At 51.6% G+C, this 1,309-nt stretch carries 1 rRNA gene; it reads right to left on the reverse strand.

Going from position 1 to position 1,309, the window contains the following annotated elements:
* Positions 1-1,309, reverse strand: a 23S ribosomal RNA gene (locus H6B10_RS14535); the annotation flags it as partial.

Below are 1,309 nucleotides of genomic sequence, written 5' to 3' on the forward strand. Positions count from 1 at the left end.
AAAGTGTCCCTGCGCTTAAATCTTTCGGTGGGGACGGAATCTCTACCGTCTGTGCATCGGCTACGCCTTTCGGCCTCACCTTAGCTCCCGCCTAACTTGGAGCGGACGAACCTTCCTCCAAAAACCTGAGGTTTCCGGCCATGAGGATTCTCACCTCATTCGCGCTACTCATTCCGGCATTCTCACTTCTGTAAACTCCACAGCCGCTTACGCTACTGTTTCTCCGCTTACACAACGCTCCCCTACCCCGCACTTACGTGCAGCCTAAGCTTCGGTTTGTATCTTAGCCCCGTTAAATTTTCCGCGCAAAGACGCTCGACCAGTGAGCTATTACGCACTCTTTAAATGAGTGGCTGCTTCTGAGCCAACATCCTGGTTGTCTGTGTATTTTCACATCGTTTTCCACTTAGATACAATTTGGGACCTTAGCTGTAGATCTGGGCTGTTTCCCTTTTGACAATGAGATTTATCTCACACTGTCTGACTCCCATGCATCAATACACCGGCATTCTTAGTTTGATAGGCTTCGCTACCCTCTCGGGCGCTAGGCCATTCAGTGCTTTACCTCCGGGTATCTAACATGAGGCTAGCCCTAAAGCTATTTCGGGGAGAACCAGCTATCTCCGAGTTCGATTGGAATTTCTCCGCTACCCACAATTCATCCGCCGCCTTTTCAACGGAGGTCGGTTCGGCCCTCCATGAAATTTTACTTTCACTTCAGCCTGATCATGGGTAGGTCACCCGGTTTCGGGCCCATTGCACGCTACTGAACGCCCTATTCAGACTCGCTCTCGCTACGCCTCCGCACCTTAAGTGCTTAAGCTTGCAACGTACAATCGCTCGCCGGACCGTTCTACAAAAAGTACCATATCACACGTTGATGTGCTCTATGTGCTTGTAGGCACAAGGTTTCAGGTTCTTTTTCACTCCCCTCCCGGGGTCCTTTTCACCTTTCCTTCACAGTACTATACGCTATCGGTCACTGGGTAGTATTTAGGGTTGGAGGGTGGTCCCCCCGTCTTCCGACCAGGTTTCACGTGTCTGGCCGTACTCTGGAACTCGCGCAGCCCTCGTCGTTTTCGCCTACGTGTCTCTCACACTCTTTGGATGGCTTTCCCACACCATTCGGCTAACAACTTGGGTCCTAAAAGCGGTCCGTACCCCGGAAGGATTTCTCCTTCCGGTTTGCCCTCTTCCGCGTTCGCTCGCCACTACTAACGGAATCTCGGTTGATGTCTCTTCCTCGCCCTACTTAGATGTTTCAGTTCAGGCGGTTCCCCTCATGCACCTATGGATTCAGTGCATGATA

Origin of the sequence: Gemmiger formicilis (assembly GCF_016901605.1) — a bacterium.
Classification (GTDB): Bacteria; Bacillota; Clostridia; order Oscillospirales; family Ruminococcaceae; genus Gemmiger; species Gemmiger formicilis_B.